We start from the raw sequence: 18,201 nt of genomic DNA, 5'->3' as shown, positions 1-18,201 counted from the left end.
GCAGACGATGACGTCACTGCCCGGCTGTATGCGCGAGGTTACCGACTGCGGCCTGAGTTTTTTAAGTGACGTAAAATCGTGTTGAGGCCAACGCCCATAATGCGGGCAGTTGCCCGGCATCCAACGCCATTCATGGCCATATCAATGATTTTCTGGTGCGTACCGGGTTGAGAAGCGGTGTAAGTGAACTGCAGTTGCCATGTTTTACGGCAGTGAGAGCAGAGATAGCGCTGATGTCCGGCGGTGCTTTTGCCGTTACGCACCACCCCGTCAGTAGCTGAACAGGAGGGACAGCTGATAGAAACAGAAGCCACTGGAGCACCTCAAAAACACCATCATACACTAAATCAGTAAGTTGGCAGCATCACCGATGGTGCTTGCATATATATCTGGCGAATTAATGGATATTGCAGATGTAATATTCACAGGGATCACTGTAATTAAAATAAATGAAGGATTATGTAATGGAAAACTTTAAACATCTCCCTGAACCGTTCCGCATTCGTGTTATTGAGCCAGTAAAACGTACCACTCGCGCTTATCGTGAAGAAGCAATTATTAAATCCGGTATGAACCCGTTCCTGCTGGATAGCGAAGATGTGTTTATCGATTTACTGACCGACAGCGGCACCGGGGCGGTGACGCAGAGCATGCAGGCCGCGATGATGCGCGGCGACGAAGCTTACAGCGGCAGCCGCAGCTACTATGCGTTAGCCGAGTCAGTGAAAAATATCTTTGGTTATCAATACACTATTCCGACTCACCAGGGCCGTGGTGCAGAACAAATTTATATTCCGGTACTGATTAAAAAACGCGAGCAGGAAAAAGGCCTGGATCGCAGCAAAATGGTGGCGTTCTCTAACTATTTCTTTGATACCACGCAGGGCCATAGCCAGATTAACGGCTGTACCGTGCGTAACGTCTATATCAAAGAAGCCTTCGATACTGGCGTGCGTTACGACTTTAAAGGCAACTTTGACCTTGAGGGATTAGAACGCGGTATTGAAGAAGCTGGCCCGAATAACGTGCCGTATATCGTTGCAACCATCACCAGTAACTCCGCAGGTGGTCAGCCGGTTTCACTGGCAAACTTAAAAGCGATGTACAGCATCGCGAAGAAATATGATATTCCGGTGGTAATGGACTCCGCACGCTTTGCTGAAAACGCTTATTTCATCAAGCAGCGTGAAGCAGAATACAAAGACTGGACCATCGAGCAGATCACCCGCGAAACCTACAAATATGCCGATATGCTGGCGATGTCCGCCAAGAAAGATGCGATGGTGCCGATGGGCGGCTTGCTGTGCATGAAAGACGACAGCTTCTTTGATGTGTACACCGAATGCAGAACCCTTTGCGTGGTACAGGAAGGCTTCCCGACATATGGCGGCCTGGAAGGCGGCGCGATGGAGCGTCTGGCGGTAGGTCTGTATGACGGCATGAATCTGGACTGGCTGGCTTATCGTATCGCGCAGGTGCAGTATCTGGTCGATGGTCTGGAAGAGATTGGCGTTGTCTGCCAGCAGGCGGGCGGTCACGCGGCATTCGTTGATGCCGGTAAACTGCTGCCGCATATCCCGGCAGATCAGTTCCCGGCACAGGCGCTGGCCTGCGAGTTGTATAAAGTCGCCGGTATCCGTGCGGTAGAAATTGGCTCTTTCCTGTTAGGCCGCGATCCGAAAACCGGTAAACAACTGCCATGCCCGGCTGAACTGCTGCGTTTAACCATTCCGCGCGCAACATATACTCAAACACATATGGACTTCATTATTGAAGCCTTCAAACATGTGAAAGAGAACGCGGCGAATATTAAAGGGTTAACCTTTACCTACGAACCGAAAGTATTGCGTCACTTCACCGCAAAACTGAAAGAAGTTTAATTAATACTACAGAGTGGCTATAAGGATGTTAGCCACTCTCTTACCCTACATCCTCAATAACAAAAATAGCCTTCCTCTAAAGGTGGCATCATGACTGATCAAGCTGAAAAAAAGCACTCTGCATTTTGGGGTGTTATGGTTATAGCAGGTACAGTAATTGGTGGAGGTATGTTTGCTTTACCTGTTGATCTTGCCGGTGCCTGGTTTTTCTGGGGTGCCTTTATCCTTATCATTGCCTGGTTTTCAATGCTTCATTCCGGGTTATTGTTATTAGAAGCAAATTTAAATTATCCTGTCGGCTCCAGTTTTAACACCATCACCAAAGATTTAATCGGTAACACCTGGAACATTATCAGCGGTATTACCGTTGCCTTCGTTCTCTATATCCTCACTTATGCCTATATCTCTGCTAATGGTGCGATCATTAGTGAAACGATATCAATGAATTTGGGCTATCACGCTAATCCGCGTATTGTCGGGATCTGCACAGCCATTTTCGTTGCCAGCGTATTGTGGATAAGCTCGTTAGCCGCCAGTCGTATTACCTCATTGTTCCTCGGGCTGAAGATTATCTCCTTTGTGATCGTGTTTGGTTCTTTCTTCTTCCAGGTCGATTACTCCATTCTGCGCGATGCCACCAGCACCACTGCGGGAACGTCTTACTTCCCGTATATCTTTATGGCTTTGCCGGTGTGTCTGGCGTCATTTGGTTTCCACGGCAATATTCCCAGCCTGATTATTTGCTATGGCAAACGCAAAGATAAGTTAATCAAAAGCGTGGTCTTTGGTTCGCTGCTGGCGCTGGTGATTTATCTCTTCTGGCTCTATTGCACGATGGGGAATATTCCGCGCGAAAGCTTTAAGGCGATAATCTCCTCAGGCGGCAACGTTGATTCGCTGGTGAAATCGTTCCTCGGCACCAAACAGCATGGGATTATCGAGTTTTGCCTGCTGGTGTTCTCCAACTTAGCTGTTGCCAGTTCGTTCTTTGGTGTCACGCTGGGATTGTTCGATTATCTGGCGGATCTGTTTAAGATTGATAACTCCCACGGCGGGCGTTTCAAAACCGTGCTGTTAACCTTCCTGCCACCTGCTTTGTTGTATCTGATCTTCCCGAACGGCTTCATTTACGGGATCGGCGGTGCCGGACTGTGCGCCACCATCTGGGCGGTCATTATTCCCGCAGTGCTGGCAATCAAAGCTCGCAAGAAGTTTCCCAATCAGATGTTCACGGTCTGGGGCGGCAATCTTATTCCGGCGATTGTCATTCTCTTTGGTATAACCGTAATTTTATGCTGGTTCGGTAACGTCTTTAACGTGTTACCTAAATTTGGCTGATCCCTTCAAGAAGCCAGCCATTTCGCTGGCTTCTTGCCTGTCAGGAAATCACTTATGTCCAAATGGCAACTCGCCTGATTCTCCTTCACCACGTATGCTTTGCGTCACCTTGCTATCAGGACGCTTTAGCCCATGTCCCGCTTTTTGATTTGTAGTTTTGCCCTGGTTTTACTTTATCCCGCCGGGATTGATATGTACCTCGTTGGTTTACCGCGCATCGCCGCCGATCTCAATGCCAGCGAAGCGCAGTTGCATATTGCGTTCTCCGTTTATCTGGCGGGCATGGCAGCTGCGATGTTATTTGCCGGTAAAGTGGCCGATCGTTCAGGGAGAAAGCCTGTCGCCATACCCGGCGCGGCGCTATTTATTATCGCCTCGGTGTTCTGTTCACTGGCTGAAACCAGCACGTTATTTCTTGCAGGGCGCTTTCTACAGGGGCTGGGCGCGGGCTGTTGTTACGTGGTGGCGTTCGCCATTTTACGCGACAAACTGGATGATCGACGTCGGGCAAAGGTACTGTCGCTACTCAACGGCATTACCTGCATCATTCCGGTGTTAGCGCCGGTGCTCGGACACCTGATTATGCTTAAATTCCCTTGGCAGAGTCTGTTCTGGACGATGGCAACGATGGGCATCGCGGTACTGATGTTGTCTTTGTTTATTTTAAAAGAAACGCGCCCTGCGGCCCCCGCAGCTTCGGACAAACCACGAGAAAATAGCGAGTCACTGCTTAACCGGTTTTTCCTCAGCCGTGTTGTTATCACCACCCTCAGCGTTTCGGTGATCCTCACCTTCGTCAACACGTCGCCAGTATTGCTGATGGAAATCATGGGTTTTGAGCGCGGAGAATACGCCACCATTATGGCGTTGACCGCTGGCGTCAGCATGACCGTTTCATTCTCCACGCCGTTTGCGCTGGGAATTTTTAAGCCACGTACGTTGATGATCACCTCACAGGTGTTATTCCTGGCGGCGGGGATCACCCTTGCCGTTTCACCTTCCCATGCGGTTTCGCTGTTTGGTATCACGCTGATTTGCGCCGGTTTCTCGGTAGGTTTTGGCGTAGCGATGAGTCAGGCGTTAGGGCCGTTTTCATTACGCGCGGGCGTAGCCAGCTCGACCTTAGGTATTGCGCAAGTTTGCGGTTCGTCACTGTGGATTTGGCTGGCGGCGGTGGTTGGTATCGGCGCATGGAATATGCTGATCGGGATTCTGATTGCCTGTAGCATAGTGAGCCTGTTGCTGATTATGTTCGTCGCGCCTGGACGCCCGGTTGCCGCTCATGAAGAAATCCATCACCACGCTTGATCTCAATCTGCTGCTCTGTCTGCAACTGCTGATGCAGGAGCGTAGCGTGACCAAAGCGGCGAAGCGGATGAACGTGACCCCTTCGGCGGTGAGTAAGTCGCTGGCAAAGTTAAGAGCGTGGTTTGACGACCCGCTCTTTGTGAACTCACCGCTGGGGCTGTCGCCCACACCGCTAATGGTCAGCATGGAGCAAAATCTGGCGGAGTGGATGCAAATGAGCAACCTGCTGCTGGATAAACCGCACCACCAGACACCGCGCGGCCTGAAGTTTGAGCTGGCAGCAGAATCACCGCTAATGATGATCATGCTTAATGCGCTGTCGAAACGGATCTACCAACGTTACCCGCAGGCGACCATCAAATTACGTAACTGGGATTACGATTCCTTAGATGCCATTACTCGTGGTGAAGTGGATATTGGTTTTTCCGGTCGCGAAAGTCATCCCCGTTCGCGGGAGCTGTTAAGCTCGCTACCGTTAGCCATTGATTATGAAGTGCTGTTTAGTGATGTGCCCTGCGTCTGGTTACGCAAAGATCATCCGGCACTGCATGAAGCGTGGAATCTGGACACCTTTTTACGTTATCCGCATATCAGCATTTGCTGGGAACAGAGCGATACCTGGGCGCTGGACAATGTGTTACAGGAGTTGGGGCGCGAACGTACTATTGCAATGAGCCTGCCGGAATTCGAGCAGTCACTGTTTATGGCAGCGCAACCCGACAATCTACTACTGGCGACCGCGCCGCGCTACTGTCAGTACTACAATCAACTCCATCAACTGCCGTTAGTTGCTCTTCCTCTCCCATTTGATGAAATCCAGCAAAAAAAGCTGGAAGTCCCTTTTACCCTTCTGTGGCATAAACGGAACAGCCGTAATCCGAAGATCGTCTGGTTACGGGAAACCATTAAAAATCTTTACGCGTCGATGGCATAACCGAATCGTATGAAACGCGACCCAATTTCACAATGAAATGTAAAAAAGTTGTAATAAACTTATCTGAATCGAACTTTTAGTCGCTTTAGTCTGTCCATCATTCCAGTAAATGATTACTCTTGTATTCATAATGGACCATTAAGCATGGAGCGAAAAATGGCGACTCACTTTGCCCGAGGGATTTTAACGGAAGGACATCTGATTTCTGTTCGTCTCCCCTCCCAGTGTCATCAAGAAGCCCGAAACATTCCCCCTCATCGTCAAAGCCGTTTTCTGGCGTCCAGAGGTTTACTCGCAGAACTGATGTTCATGCTGTATGGCATTGGCGAATTGCCGGAAATCGTCACCCTGCCGAAAGGAAAACCGGTTTTCAGCGATAAAAATTTGCCTTCGTTTTCTATTTCCTATGCCGGGAATATGGTCGGCGTGGCGTTAACAACCGAAGGTGAATGTGGCCTCGATATGGAACTGCAGCGTGCGACGCGCGGGTTTCATAGCCCACACGCGCCCGATAACCACACCTTTTCCAGCAATGAATCGCTATGGATCAGTAAACAAAACGATCCTAACGAAGCGCGGGCGCAGCTCATCACGCTGCGCCGAAGCGTGCTAAAACTAACCGGTGATGTTTTGAATGACGATCCGCGCGATCTGCAACTACTGCCCATTGCCGGACGCCTGAAATGTGCTCATGTAAATCATGTAGAAGCGTTATGCGACGCGGAGGACGTGCTGGTGTGGTCCGTGTCGGTCACGCCCACGATTGAAAAGCTCAGTGTCTGGGAGTTAGATGGCAAACACGGCTGGAAAAGCCTGCCCGATATTCACAGCCGCGCCAACAATCCTACCAGCCGGATGATGCGTTTTGCCCAGCTCTCTACCGTGAAGGCTTTTTCGCCAAATTGATAGACAACCACAGGAGTCATCATGTCTGAAAAATTGCAGGTGGTTACGTTACTGGGGAGCCTGCGCAAAGGCTCATTTAATGGCATGGTTGCACGTACCCTGCCGAAAATTGCTCCGGCGAGCATGGAAGTCAATGCGTTACCTTCCATTGCCGACATTCCCCTGTATGACGCTGACGTACAGCAGGAAGACGGTTTTCCAGCAACGGTTGAAGCTCTGGCGGAACAGATCCGTCAGGCTGACGGTGTGGTGATCGTCACGCCGGAATATAACTACTCGGTACCGGGTGGGCTGAAAAATGCCATCGACTGGCTTTCCCGCCTGCCGGATCAACCGCTGGCTGGTAAACCGGTATTGATTCAGACCAGCTCAATGGGCGTGATTGGCGGCGCGCGCTGTCAGTATCACCTGCGCCAGATTCTGGTTTTCCTCGATGCAATGGTGATGAACAAGCCGGAATTTATGGGCGGCGTGATTCAGAACAAAGTTGATCCGCAAACCGGAGAAGTGATTGATCAGGGTACGCTGGACCACCTGACCGGGCAATTGACCGCATTTGGTGAGTTTATTCAGCGAGTTAAGATCTAAATAAAAAACCCGCCAGCAATCATGCATGGCGGGTTTTTAACGTGCTATCGATTTTAGTGAGCGTCGATAAACACAATCTTCAGGATAAACAGCAGCGCAACGATGATTACGCACGGGCTAAGGTCACGCAGACGTCCGGTACCAATCTTCATCACGCAGTAGGAGATAAAGCCCAGCGCGATACCTTCAGTAATCGAGAAGCTGAACGGCATCATCACAGCGGTAATAAACGCCGGAACAGATTCAGTAAGATCCTGCCAGTTCACGCGAGCAAGACTTGAGGTCATCAACACGCCAACGTAAATCAGCGCACCAGCTGCAGCGTAGCCTGGCACCATCCCTGCCAGCGGCGACAGGAAGATAACCAGCAGGAACAGCAGACCAACAACCACTGCCGTCAGACCGGTACGACCGCCAACGGAAACGCCGGAAGAAGATTCAATATACGCCGTAACAGAAGAAGTACCAATAAACGAACCAGTCACCGAAGAGATACTGTCGACATACAGCGCCTGCTTCATGCGCGGGAATTTACCTTTTTCATCCGCCAGACCTGCTTTATCGGTCACGCCAATCAGCGTACCGGAGGAGTCAAACAAGTTGACCAGCATGAAAGAGAAAATCACCCCTGCCAGCCCGAGGTTAAACGACCCGGCTAAATCTACATGACCCACGACTGTCATTACGCTCGGCGGCGCAGAAACGATGCCGTTGTAGTGCACATCACCCAGCATCCAGCCCAGCAGCGTCGTCACCACGATAGAAACCAACACCGCCGCGTGAATGTTGCGCGAGGCCAGAATAGCAATGATGAAGAAGCCGAGGATACCCAGAAGTACGCTGTGAGAAGTCAGATTACCGATGCTCACCAGCGTTTCCGGGTTAGCGACAATCACACCTGCGTTTTTCAGCCCCATCATGCCAATAAACAGACCGATACCGCTGGTAATGCCCACACGCAGACTCACCGGAATGTTGGCAATCATCCAGTAGCGAACGCGGAAAATCGTCAGTAACAGTAGACCAATCGCGCCCCAGAAGATTGCGCCCATCCCGACTTGCCACGGCAAGCCCATCGCCTGCACAACCACAAAAGCGAAGAACGCATTCAGGCCCATAGCGGGTGCCAGTGCAACTGGCAGGTTAGCAAACAGTCCCATCATAATACTGCCGAATGCAGCAATCAGACAGGTAGTGACGAAGACGGCGCTGGTATCCATGCCAGCAACGCCAAGAATTTGCGGGTTAACAAAAACGATGTAAACCATCGTCAGGAAGGTGGTAAAACCGGCGATCACTTCGGTCCGTGCCGTCGTGCCATGTTCGCGCAGTTTAAACACGCGTTCCAGCATCCCCTGGCCAGAAGCCTGGGTTGTGTGTTGTTGACTCATTATCTATTTCCGAACAAGGAGGGAAAATCCGTCGCTATCGTATACCAAAATGAGACAATATGGACGGCTGAAGATAACTTTTTTTCATTGTATTTGCTTATACGGCAACGATTGCGTCATGCGAATTGGCATGACGAAAACGTTAAACTAACGATAAAGGAAAGACATGTCCCAGATAGAAGCGGTATTTTTCGACTGCGACGGTACGCTGGTCGATAGCGAGGTCATTTGCTCTCGCGCCTATGTCACGATGTTCAGGGAATTTGGCATTCACGTTGACCTGGAGGAGATTTTTACCCGTTTTAAAGGCGTAAAACTCTACGAAATCATCGACATCATCAGTAAAGAACAAGGCGTGACGATGATCCAGGCCGATGCCGAGCACGTTTACCGCGCAGAAGTGGCGCGTCTGTTTGATACCGAACTTGAGGACATCGCAGGAGCGAACGAATTGCTGGCGAGCATTAACGTGCCGATGTGCGTCGTCTCTAACGGTCCGATCAACAAAATGCAGCATTCGCTGGGTAAGCTCAAGATGCTGCACTACTTCCCGGAAAAACTGTTCAGCGGCTACGATATCCAGCGTTGGAAGCCCGACCCGGCGTTAATGTTCCATGCGGCAAAAGCGATGAATGTGAACGTTGAAAACTGCATTCTGGTCGATGACTCCAGCGCCGGTGCGCAATCAGGGATAGATGCCGGAATGGAAGTATTTTACTTCTGCGCTGACCCGCACAATAAACCGATCGTTCACCCGAAAGTCACCACATTTACCGAGCTGGCGCAGCTGCCTGCACTCTGGAAGGCACGCGGCTGGAATATAACGCGATAATCGCCTCCTTACTTCAACGCTTACACATCAGTCACGCTGGTTTGAGATAAAAAATACCAGGTGTCTGATGAGTAAGCGTCTATTCCCTGTAAATAATTTATGTCGTTAATCGTCCAGTCGCTCACCCTCTGTATGGTTAAGCCTGGGTTATATTTTTCACAATATCGGGATACCGTTCGAACCAATCCAGAATATTAAGCATCGCGTTACTGATTTTTTTATTAGCTTTATATTGATTCTCGCGTCTAAAATTTTGAACAATATTAAGATTAGAACGTATCTCATTGTCACAGTCAGCAATCTTCTTATTTAATGCCTTTACTTCATCCTGTACTTCTTGACTATTCCACTTGTCCCTTTTGTTATCAAATAAAGTACTTTTCTCCTCTAATGATTTATCCCGACTTATGGTTAACTATTTAATTTCTCGCAATAAGTCATCGTAATCTTTAATGGAATCTCTTATTTCCTGATAGTTTTTTAGTAAATCCTCCCAGTTAATTGCAAATGCACCGGAAAAATTTCGAAAATCGGAAGCAAACTTATTGAGTTCTGAGTCGTAATATGTTTTGAAATTTTTTATATTTTCAAGTTGGATTTTTAGCGCTTCAATTTGTTTTTCTTCAACACCGTCAAAAAGGGGGACAAGGTCACCATAATTCAATTTATAATCAATATCAAATTGGTTATGAGACTCATGCTGTTTTTGTCGAATAAATTTGTCTGAATCTTTAGTAGGCATTTTTACATCTGCCGGTGGAATGATTTTTTTTATGATAGATTCAATAAACTTAATTCGGTCACTTTCTATCATATTAGTAATGATATTTTGTGCTTTATACTGCATATCTTTGAAAATAAAAAACTCAGCCCTACCGTTATTAAAATGATATTTCTCTTTGTACGATTTATTTTCAACATAAAGTGTAGACAAAAACGACTCTAAATCTGAAAATGCGTTATTATATTCTTCCTTAATCTTTAGCTCAGTATTATAAAAATCTTTTACATCGCTATTGATAGCACTTACCTTTTTTAAGAAATTAGGTATTTGGTCTTTACTTATAGCTCCGTCCAGATTCATATAAATATATTTTATCGGTGTAACACCATCTTCTAAATAAATTGAATCTGGATCAATAGAACAGTCTTTGCACAAATCATCTCTGTAATAATTGTCTAAATTGGCCCTCCTCAAATCACAACAATTAAAGGAGATATTATCATTCTCTGAATTTTCCTTGCTAAATGAAGTTGTAACAGCCTTCTCGATATTCTCTACGCAGTTAGAAAAATTATCATCCAACTTAAGATTTCTCGATCTTCTTTCAATGTAATCAGAAAAATACTCTTCGGGGTTAAACTTATATTCATCTGAACTCACATTACCAAGACCACAGTTCATTTTAATACTATTCAAATTACAACAATCAAACACAGTTCCCTGATCCTGCGCCCTGGTTTCGTTATCACCAGACTTATTGAATGCGTTTGCCAAAAAATCCATCCCATGAGCATCAAGTTTCGCTATCGTACAGTTATAAAAATGACTCAGAAGTATACTCGAACCAGGACAACGTCCTCCCTGAATTATACAATCCTGAACGAAAGACTGCATAAAGAGATAAGAACCTAATTTTTCTTGAATACTATCAGGTTGTGTAACGGTGTAGATTTTAGACGTCTCACATCTATAATTTTCAATTTTGCATTTAGAAATAAAACAACCTTTAAACATACCTTTTATTGGTTTTTTATTTCCTGACCCCACAGTATCATCATTAGTCTCATAAAGCTGTATGTTGTTGAATTTACAATCCTCGAAATAACAATTTTCAAAAACCGGACCTTCAAGGTTAGGGCTGTTTATCACTCCTGAAAAAATTACATTTTTAAAACTACAATATTTTAATGAATTTAAAACATCCTTAGACAACGATGATAAATTGATTGTTGTATTAATAATAGGAATTTTATTTTTAATCAGTGTCGTAAGTTTTACAGCATAATCATCAAACGTAAATCTCTTCAAGGGAGAATTATCAAAATGTAAATCATCAATATAATTATCAAGCGTTAATCTCTCTGAAGAAACCTGTTTTTTTTCGTTATCATTCGAAGTAGCCCCCGTGTAGAGATTAAAGGATCTACTCACAATAACTTCATTATTTTCATTTGTGGTAAAGTCTGTCTTAGTACTAAATCGCCATTGTTGTTCTTTTTTTGCCAGAGATTTAATCTTATCGAACACCTCGGCTTTATTATCAACTTTCGTGACAAATTCGTAAATTAAACCTTTGACTTCTTTAATATGAGATCCAGGAAAAAGATCGCGAACAAACTCCCACAGTGTACGTTTTTTAAATAAATCCCCTTTGCCATCAAGAATATTTTCAATATCCTTAGAGTTTACATTATATTTCTTATCATTAATACTTAAAGCAATTTTATCAGAATAGCCTTTATGACTAAGCCTCTCCTTATACATTGCATCTAAAAAAGGATTAGTATTAACAAAAACATCTGGTTTTAATTTAGCGACCATAAATCCTCCGGCGTGCAATATTGAGTTGTTTGAAAAACAATAACTTCTATGTTGTTAATTAACTGTACTGCTAGTTAGGTTAGCAACAAGTGTTACTTATATTACCGGTGAATACTGTAAAAAATAGCTCATTATTTCCATTTTAACCCAGGGTGTTCACCCTGGATTTGCAATTTTTTGGGGGTTAACGGTACATTCCACGGGTTAACCGCAGCAACAGAAAATGAGCGTTTTTTTATAGCCGCTTTTATTGTCGAGGTTAAAATAAATAGATTTTATTAAATTTTATCAAGGTGATTTATGGATAATCTTATTGGCACACCACCAAACCACTCAGTTCCCCATAAGTATATAGACATGGAGCAAATGGAATATTTATGTCATCTCAATCGTTTTTCTAAATTGTCTGACGATTTTTTAATAAATGGTCCAAGAGATGACCTTTTTACATACAAATATGTTTTAGATGGCTCTTTTTCAAAGTTACAGCATTTACTTCCCAAAGGACAACTACAGAAGATACAACAGAGATTAAGTTCTCTTATTGACAAAAATAAGTTCCATTGTTTTCATATTTTTTTATTAAAACTATGCTCAATTGAAAATATTCCAGTCCCAAATGCCGATTATGCTTTCTTTGATGACGAAATGCCATTTACATTAACTGATGAACAGATCGAAAATATTTCTTTTTTAAACGCATATCACAAAGAAAAGAAAGGAAACAACGACATTGTTACATTTGATTTCATGAGCTATGATCACCATCATAATTTTAGCACAACCATAGCTTTAACAAATGATAGCTTCCATATATCTTCAATAAATAACCATAATGCACAGGTTATATTCGATGAAAACGTCCTTTTATACACCAATGAATTACCAGAATCATCACAGTGGTGTTATCAGTTAATAAAAAACATGATTTCTTTACATTGCAGATATAATAACAACTTCAAAGTCAAAAAAACCTGTTCCTTTGATTTTAAAAATAAATCTTTTTGTCATTCCAGTTTGCAATATATAACGTTTATTGCATGTTTATTTTCACATGCAAACATGAAATGTTCGACATTTCATGATATTAATTTTGATATGTGTGAGATAAAGAATTGCAATTTTGACAATTCAGAAATGAATTTCATTTCGTGCGTCGGGACAAATTTTAGCGGTTCTACGTTTAACAATGTAAAAACAACAACAGCACAACTAATTAAGACACCAACAAAGTGGACGAATAATACTCTAAAATATTGGTTCTCCAGTTCTAATAAACGTAATATCATCTTCACACTTAATACAATATCTGATAGAGATATAAAATTAAAATGTATCAAGGATATATTACTGTCGTTGGTTGACCAAAAAGCCAATATTTATAGTGTAAGGCAAGAGCTTCTGGATTTTCTTAATAATGATTTATATAAAAATGATGGAGAGATTCTCTCTTATAAAGAATCAATAATGTTGTTTTGTGCTGTGTAGCCGAAAAATAGATGATTCAGATTAACTACCGCACTCTATGTTGTGTTTATATCCATGTCAGGTAACAGGTCATTTGTGAATCCTGACACCAGACTATGACTATCGCCCAGGGATAATCCACAACCGCTGGAAGTAGTCTCATTTCTGCAGGATAAAACCGTAGAGTGCGATTGCGATGAATAATAAATACAGGCTTATTATTCCAGTCTTTTTTATTGCGTTGGTTGATTCAAATGGCTCGGTTAGTAAAATGCACCATTCACTCGGAAAACTCAACATGTTGCACTCTTATACGCCGTCTGGAAAAGGCGTAGGAGTGGTATAACCATTTAATCGCCTCCCAACGTCAACGCTTACACATCAGCGACACTGGTTTAATTAAAGCATACCAGATTTCTGATGAGTAAGCGTCTTTTTGTATAACCTCATTGTCACAGGAACGACTTGATCCGTTTATTTATTCGCCATGTTATTCAGTATCAATTTTCTTAATAGCTTTCACCATATTTTGATTTTCTTTTAGCCAACTCCTGATATTTTGAACTACATCATTAAGTGTATTTTCTTGTTCATACTCTTTCTCCAATCTCTCTGTTTTATCCTTAAGATGTAGAATCTCTTTACTTATATTTGGTACTTTTTCATCTATTGTCTTTATTATTCCCTTAATCTCATTAATTCTGTCAGCATATTTTTTATCTTTATTGTCTTTATTATTTAAGTAAAAAACCTCTTTAATCAATTGATCCTTTGTGTCGACTAAGTCATTTCTTTCAACCATAAGTTTGGCATATTTGTCTTTTATATCTCCATAATTCTCCTTATTATAGCTATTATTTTTCTCAATTACTTCCCGTAAGTATTGCTCAATGCCAGAGAATAAATCGACTTTATCATCTACATATTTTGATACTTTTCTATAATCCCTATAATTTATTTCCGTTCTTTCCTTAAATTCATTCAATGCTAAAAAAATCTTTTGCATTTTATCAAAACTATCATCTTTATGATTTTTATTATATTCTTTGTAAATATTTCGCAAATCATTAAAATCAAAGTGGAAATGAAATGTTTTGCTGTTTGAAATAGCAGAACGATTTATTTTTAAATAGTTACGTTGATCGTAAGGTCTTTGCCAAAAGAATCCAGTATAGAGCTTATGCATGAAATTCACTTTATCAATATCTATTTCATTGGCTATATCTTTTTCTATATTGTACAAAACTTTTAATATAATATACTGGATAGCTTCACCATTAAGTTGATATTTTTTTCCTTCATCATCAAGATTGAAGCGCCCCAGCTTGACCAACAAAGATTGTAAATATAATAGTTCCTTTTCGTAATGACTTATCGCATCCTTGCCATAATTATTGAATTCTTCCACCCATGAATTAACTTCCATTAAATTTTTCATGAAATCTGAAATGCCATTTTCAGCTATAGCTCCTTTCATGTCCATATAAACAGGAATTCTAATCTGGGTGTTCGCAGCAAGATTACCACTTAACCAAGTGGTTAAATGATCAATAGCACAATCATTCAAGGTAATTCCATTGATTGACTCGCCCAAACAAGTTTCAAGTAAATTGCAATTACTAAGTTTTAAATATTTTTCTATATCACCAGCAACGTATTTATCATTTATATAACGACCGCCACTCATATTAGGGAAAAGATTAATGTAGATAAGGTCAGAAATGCGTTTATCCAGATTAAGTTTACCTCCATCCTTTTTGAAATACTCTCTGGGATCAAAATCCAGTAAATCTTTGCGAATTCCATTTCGCTTGTATGTCATATCAGAGGAGCTAAAATCACAATTATAAAAATGATTATCATATTTTAATTCACATTTATATTTGTGATAAAACGAAGTCCCTATGAAATCCATTTCAGCACCATTAAGCTTTGCTATTTTACAACATAACAAACTGCTTGCAATAACACTTGCATTTTTACACACTCCATCCTGAAGAGTACACTCATCTACAAATGACTGCATAAACAGATATGCACCAACTGGCTTACCCACATTGGGATCTTGATTTACAGAGTATATTTTTGATGTATCTATGTTAAAATTTTTTATTTCACATCGATACAGAAAACACTCTTTAAACACGCCGTAAATAGGTATTTCATTATTTGGTTTTACTCGATACCTGGAGCTAACAAGTGACACATTCTCAAAAATACAGTCCTCAAAAAAACAATTTCCAAATACTGAACCATTAAGATTTTCGTAAGATATAGCACCAGTGAATGTCACTTTTTTAAAGTTACAATATTTTAGAGATGCCAGGGCTTCTTTTTCCAGAGCAGATAAATCGATTGTGATATTTTCAAAGGGGATTTTATTTTTTAAATATACGCTAAGCTTTTCATTATCATTTGGGAACTGTATTTTCAGCATCCCTGATTGAAAAGCCTTCTGATCAAAATGAATATCATGCTTATAAATATCCAAGCTGAGTTCTTCAGAAAATAAAGAACGCATTGTGTTTTTTTCAGCATCATTATGATAATCTTGCGCATTAATATTTATATTAAATACTCTACTAACAATAATGTCTTTATTTTCATCTACAGTAAATTCTGTAGTCGTATTAAAGCGCCATTGTTGATCTTGATCGGCGAGAGATTTAACTCTATTAAACATCTCAACTTTATCATCAGTTTTCGTCACAAAATCTACAATGGCTTGTTTAGCCTCCTTAATATGAGACATGGGAAAAAGATCGAGTATAAACTCCCAAAGACTTCGTTTAAGAAAAGATTGACTATCACCAGCTAAAATGTTTGTTATATCTTTATGAGTTACTGAATACTTACCCACATCATCAAGAGACAAACCAATTTTTCCTGAATATTTTTGCGTTCTATTTTTTTCATTCAGATTTTCATCTGGCATTTTAGTCAGAGTAGCAAATTTATCTGTAACTGTACTATATGATGATATAGCCATAATCATTTCTCCTGAACACAATATTTATTCGCCCGCTCACAATACATAACCGTTTTGTATAAAAAAGAACACTTTGGTGTTGTTTTGATACGATTATGACTAAACCATCTATGAATACTGTAAAAAATCGCTCATTTTTTATGTTCCGATATAGGGCTTTTACCCTGGTTTTTTGTTTTCTTTTCCATTTTCTGTGCGGGTAACGATATAAATGAAAGGAATAACAAAAAAAAATTTATAACGGGGCACTACATTAAAAGTAAAATAATTCAAATGAAATAATATATTTGCATTGCACTGGGGAGAGTTTCGAGGTGAGTTTGTGTGGCAATATTTCAGGGAGAAAGTTTATCAGCCCGGTAACTATGTATGACCGGGCTGATTGCCAGATTCGGCGTAAAAGCCTTATCTGACCTACTGTTAGCGTTACTCTTTCGGGTCTTTTCCGGCCAGCAGTTTATCCAGCTCATCACCGCCTACATGACGGAAATCCTGCCCCTTCACGTAGTAGAAGATAAACTCACAAATATTCTGGCAGCGGTCGCCGATACGTTCGATTGAACGCGCACAGAATAGCGCGGTAAGTACGCTCGGAATGGTGCGCGAATCTTCCATCATGTAGGTCATCAGTTGACGAACAATACCTTCGTACTCCTGATCGACTTTTTTATCTTCCCGATAAATACGTACCGCTTCGTCAATGTCCATCCGCGCGAACGCGTCCAGCACGTCGTGCAGCATCTGGATGGTATGACGGCCCAGCGACTCCAGACTTACCAGCAACGGCTGATGCTGCTGGGAGAATTTCTCCAGCGCAGTACGGCAGATTTTGTCCGCCACGTCGCCAATACGCTCCAGCTCGGCAATGGTTTTACTGATCACCATAACCAGACGCAGGTCGCTCGCCGTCGGCTGACGTTTGGCGATAATGCGCACGCAAGCTTCATCGATCGCCACTTCCATCATGTTGACGTTCTTGTCGCCTTCGATGACGCGCTTCGCCAGATCGCTGTCCTGGTTATGCATCGCGGTGATTGCATCAGAAAGCTGCTGCTCCACCATGCCGCCCATGGTCATCACCTGCGTGCGGATACTTTCCAGTTCGGCGTTGAACTGGCCGGAAATATGTTTATTAAGATTGAGACTGTCCATAACGCACTCCTGAATCAACCGTAACGACCGGTGATGTAGTCTTCTGTTTGTTTCTTCGCTGGCTTGGTGAACAGATCGTCCGTGTTGCTGAACTCAATCAATTCGCCCAGGTACATAAACGCCGTGTGGTCGGAACAACGCGCAGCCTGCTGCATGTTGTGGGTGACGATCACCACGGTGTAATCCTGCTTCAGTTCGGTGATCAGCTCTTCAATACGCCCGGTGGAGATGGGGTCGAGCGCCGAACATGGTTCGTCGAGCAGCAGCACTTCCGGGCGAATGGCGATACCACGCGCAATGCACAGACGCTGTTGCTGACCACCAGAGAGAGAGTAACCGCTCTGGTGCAATTTATCTTTGGTTTCGTTCCACAATGCGGCTTTGGTCAATGCCCACTGCACGCGCTCGTCCATGTCGGCACGGGAGAGCTTCTCAAACAGACGAACGCCAAAGGCGATGTTGTCGTAGATGGACATCGGGAACGGCGTCGGTTTCTGGAACACCATGCCCACTTTCGCACGCAGCAGGGCGATATCCTGAGAGTTGGTCAGGATGTTGTCGCCATCGAGCAGAATTTCACCTTCCGCACGCTGTTCCGGGTACAGTTCAAACATTTTATTGAAGGTACGCAGCAGCGTCGATTTACCGCAGCCGGACGGCCCGATAAACGCCGTAACCTGGTTTTTGGCGATATCCAGGTTGATGTTTTTCAGGGCATGGAATTTGCCGTAGTAGAAGTTCAAATTACGAACCTGAATTTTACTCGGGGCAGTTTCAACCATACTCATTGCAATCTTTTCCTCATCGTGCCTGATGCACTTCGCGAATCAGGCTTACCGTAGGCCGGATAAGGCGTTCACGCCGCATCCGG

The 18,201-nt window shown here is 43.1% G+C and carries 12 protein-coding genes and 3 pseudogenes; 8 read left to right on the top strand and 7 right to left on the bottom strand.

The annotated features are described in order from the left end of the window. A pseudogene (locus tag ACJHX7_RS22885) lies at nucleotides 1–314 on the bottom strand (IS1-like element IS1A family transposase); the annotation flags it as partial. A gap of 150 nt (nucleotides 315–464) precedes the next feature. On the opposite strand from ACJHX7_RS22885, the gene tnaA reads away from it, so the two are divergent. The 6 genes from tnaA to yieF all read left to right on the top strand — a co-directional run bounded on the left by tnaA (nucleotide 465) and on the right by yieF (nucleotide 6,954). Continuing rightward, nucleotides 465–1,880: a tryptophanase gene (gene tnaA / locus ACJHX7_RS22880; protein ID WP_094030235.1), complete on the top strand. Its 1,416-nt coding sequence runs from the start codon at nucleotides 465–467 to the stop codon at nucleotides 1,878–1,880. Nucleotides 1,881–1,970: 90 nt separating this feature from the next. Beyond that, a complete protein-coding gene (gene tnaB, locus ACJHX7_RS22875) occupies nucleotides 1,971–3,218 on the top strand; it encodes a low affinity tryptophan permease TnaB (protein WP_000131911.1) in 1,248 nt (415 codons plus the stop codon). A 132-nt stretch (nucleotides 3,219–3,350) separates the two neighbouring features. Beyond that, nucleotides 3,351–4,526: a multidrug efflux MFS transporter MdtL gene (gene mdtL / locus ACJHX7_RS22870; RefSeq protein ID WP_094030234.1), complete on the top strand. Its 1,176-nt coding sequence runs from the start codon at nucleotides 3,351–3,353 to the stop codon at nucleotides 4,524–4,526. After that, nucleotides 4,501–5,460, top strand: a complete 960-nt coding sequence (gene yidZ / locus ACJHX7_RS22865; protein ID WP_001361797.1) for an HTH-type transcriptional regulator YidZ — start codon at nucleotides 4,501–4,503, stop codon at nucleotides 5,458–5,460. Before mdtL ends, yidZ begins: the two co-directional genes overlap by 26 nt. Nucleotides 5,461–5,616: 156 nt before the next feature. Next, nucleotides 5,617–6,366, top strand: a complete 750-nt coding sequence (locus ACJHX7_RS22860) for a 4'-phosphopantetheinyl transferase family protein (RefSeq protein ID WP_032172577.1) — start codon at nucleotides 5,617–5,619, stop codon at nucleotides 6,364–6,366. 21 nt (nucleotides 6,367–6,387) lie between these two features. After that, nucleotides 6,388–6,954, top strand: a complete 567-nt coding sequence (gene yieF / locus ACJHX7_RS22855) for a class I chromate reductase YieF (protein WP_001291261.1) — start codon at nucleotides 6,388–6,390, stop codon at nucleotides 6,952–6,954. A 53-nt stretch (nucleotides 6,955–7,007) separates the two neighbouring features. Here the strand turns inward: yieF and adeP are convergent, their stop codons facing one another. Next, the gene (gene adeP / locus ACJHX7_RS22850) at nucleotides 7,008–8,345 is read right to left on the bottom strand and encodes an adenine permease AdeP (protein WP_000082693.1); all 1,338 of its coding nucleotides are present in this window, start codon (nucleotides 8,343–8,345) and stop codon (nucleotides 7,008–7,010) included. A 166-nt stretch (nucleotides 8,346–8,511) separates the two neighbouring features. Here adeP and yieH point away from each other — a divergent pair, with 166 nt between their 5' ends. Next, nucleotides 8,512–9,177, top strand: coding sequence for a 6-phosphogluconate phosphatase (yieH, locus tag ACJHX7_RS22845; protein WP_000078050.1), 666 nt, complete (start codon nucleotides 8,512–8,514; stop codon nucleotides 9,175–9,177). A gap of 136 nt (nucleotides 9,178–9,313) precedes the next feature. On the opposite strand, the pseudogene ACJHX7_RS22840 reads toward yieH, so the two are convergent. Beyond that, nucleotides 9,314–11,722: pseudogene (locus tag ACJHX7_RS22840) on the bottom strand (type III effector). Between the two features lie 300 nt (nucleotides 11,723–12,022). Here ACJHX7_RS22840 and ACJHX7_RS22835 point away from each other — a divergent pair. After that, a complete protein-coding gene (locus ACJHX7_RS22835) occupies nucleotides 12,023–13,210 on the top strand; it encodes a type III effector protein (protein ID WP_094030233.1) in 1,188 nt (395 codons plus the stop codon). 469 nt (nucleotides 13,211–13,679) lie between these two features. Here ACJHX7_RS22835 and ACJHX7_RS22830 read toward each other — a convergent pair whose 3' ends face one another. The 4 genes and pseudogenes from ACJHX7_RS22830 to pstB form a co-directional block, all read right to left on the bottom strand. Beyond that, nucleotides 13,680–16,064: a type III effector protein gene (locus tag ACJHX7_RS22830; protein WP_410231702.1), complete on the bottom strand. Its 2,385-nt coding sequence runs from the start codon at nucleotides 16,062–16,064 to the stop codon at nucleotides 13,680–13,682. Beyond that, nucleotides 16,031–16,178, bottom strand: a pseudogene (locus tag ACJHX7_RS22825) (hypothetical protein). Before ACJHX7_RS22825 ends, ACJHX7_RS22830 begins: the two are co-directional and overlap by 34 nt. A 426-nt stretch (nucleotides 16,179–16,604) precedes the next feature. Then, nucleotides 16,605–17,330 (bottom strand): phosphate signaling complex protein PhoU, encoded by a 726-nt coding sequence (gene phoU, locus ACJHX7_RS22820; protein ID WP_000377785.1) that lies wholly within the window; start codon nucleotides 17,328–17,330, stop codon nucleotides 16,605–16,607. 14 nt (nucleotides 17,331–17,344) lie between these two features. Continuing rightward, the gene (gene pstB, locus ACJHX7_RS22815; protein ID WP_000063125.1) at nucleotides 17,345–18,118 is read right to left on the bottom strand and encodes a phosphate ABC transporter ATP-binding protein PstB; all 774 of its coding nucleotides are present in this window, start codon (nucleotides 18,116–18,118) and stop codon (nucleotides 17,345–17,347) included. Nucleotides 18,119–18,201 lie beyond the last annotated feature (83 nt).

The organism is Escherichia sp. WS1451 (assembly GCF_046487365.1).
GTDB classification, from domain to species: domain Bacteria; phylum Pseudomonadota; class Gammaproteobacteria; order Enterobacterales; family Enterobacteriaceae; genus Escherichia; species Escherichia coli.
The sequence above is the reverse complement of the archived record's forward strand: the minus strand, read 5'-3'. Positions and strand labels throughout refer to the sequence as shown.

Excerpts from the sequence above, each read along its gene's own strand:
- tnaA (WP_094030235.1), top strand. The coding sequence starts at position 465 with ATGGAAAACTTTAAACATCTCCCTGAACCGTTCCGCATTCGTGTTATT.
- tnaB (WP_000131911.1), top strand. The coding sequence starts at position 1,971 with ATGACTGATCAAGCTGAAAAAAAGCACTCTGCATTTTGGGGTGTTATG.
- mdtL (WP_094030234.1), top strand. The coding sequence starts at position 3,351 with ATGTCCCGCTTTTTGATTTGTAGTTTTGCCCTGGTTTTACTTTATCCC.
- yidZ (WP_001361797.1), top strand. The coding sequence starts at position 4,501 with ATGAAGAAATCCATCACCACGCTTGATCTCAATCTGCTGCTCTGTCTG.
- ACJHX7_RS22860 (WP_032172577.1), top strand. The coding sequence starts at position 5,617 with ATGGCGACTCACTTTGCCCGAGGGATTTTAACGGAAGGACATCTGATT.
- yieF (WP_001291261.1), top strand. The coding sequence starts at position 6,388 with ATGTCTGAAAAATTGCAGGTGGTTACGTTACTGGGGAGCCTGCGCAAA.
- adeP (WP_000082693.1), bottom strand. The coding sequence starts at position 8,345 with ATGAGTCAACAACACACAACCCAGGCTTCTGGCCAGGGGATGCTGGAA.
- yieH (WP_000078050.1), top strand. The coding sequence starts at position 8,512 with ATGTCCCAGATAGAAGCGGTATTTTTCGACTGCGACGGTACGCTGGTC.
- ACJHX7_RS22835 (WP_094030233.1), top strand. The coding sequence starts at position 12,023 with ATGGATAATCTTATTGGCACACCACCAAACCACTCAGTTCCCCATAAG.
- phoU (WP_000377785.1), bottom strand. The coding sequence starts at position 17,330 with ATGGACAGTCTCAATCTTAATAAACATATTTCCGGCCAGTTCAACGCC.
- pstB (WP_000063125.1), bottom strand. The coding sequence starts at position 18,118 with ATGAGTATGGTTGAAACTGCCCCGAGTAAAATTCAGGTTCGTAATTTG.